Origin of the sequence: Burkholderia sp. RF4-BP95, from assembly GCF_001521985.1 — a bacterium.
GTDB classification, from domain to species: Bacteria; Pseudomonadota; Gammaproteobacteria; order Burkholderiales; family Burkholderiaceae; genus Burkholderia; species Burkholderia diffusa.
The window spans coordinates 1-539 of sequence record NZ_LOSX01000094.1; the positions used below are offsets into that span (position 1 = coordinate 1).

Here is a 539-nt window from a genome sequence, read left to right on the forward strand (position 1 = left end):
TGTCCCCTTCGTCTAGAGGCCTAGGACATCACCCTTTCACGGTGAGTACAGGGGTTCGAATCCCCTAGGGGACGCCAGATTCAGCGGCGTTTCGTGGTAGAAGTGTCGCGAGGCTTGCAGGAACGTAACCGACGTCCTGCAGGTAACGGTGCAGAAAGTTGGAGCGGTAGTTCAGTCGGTTAGAATACCGGCCTGTCACGCCGGGGGTCGCGGGTTCGAGTCCCGTCCGCTCCGCCAGAACGAAGCCCGTTCAAATGGACGTTTTTGAGCGGGCTTTTGTATTAAAGATGTAAGCAGTATGTTGTCCCCTTCGTCTAGAGGCCTAGGACATCACCCTTTCACGGTGAGTACAGGGGTTCGAATCCCCTAGGGGACGCCAGATTCAGCGGCGTTTCATGGTAGAAGTGTCGCAACGCTTGCAGGAACGTAACCGACGTCCTGCAGGTAACGGTGCAGAAAGCTGGAGCGGTAGTTCAGTCGGTTAGAATACCGGCCTGTCACGCCGGGGGTCGCGGGTTCGAGTCCCGTCCGCTCCGCCA

4 tRNA genes are annotated in these 539 nt (G+C 57.9%); all 4 read left to right on the top strand.

Features of this window, described 5'->3' with window-relative positions:
• Position 1: 1 nt before the first annotated feature.
• Positions 2 to 77: transfer RNA gene (locus WS46_RS32750), tRNA-Glu, on the top strand.
• An 83-nt stretch (positions 78 to 160) separates the two neighbouring features.
• Positions 161 to 237: transfer RNA gene (locus tag WS46_RS32755), tRNA-Asp, on the top strand.
• Positions 238 to 303: 66 nt separating this feature from the next.
• Positions 304 to 379: transfer RNA gene (locus WS46_RS32760), tRNA-Glu, on the top strand.
• Between the two features lie 83 nt (positions 380 to 462).
• Positions 463 to 539 (top strand) — tRNA-Asp (locus WS46_RS32765).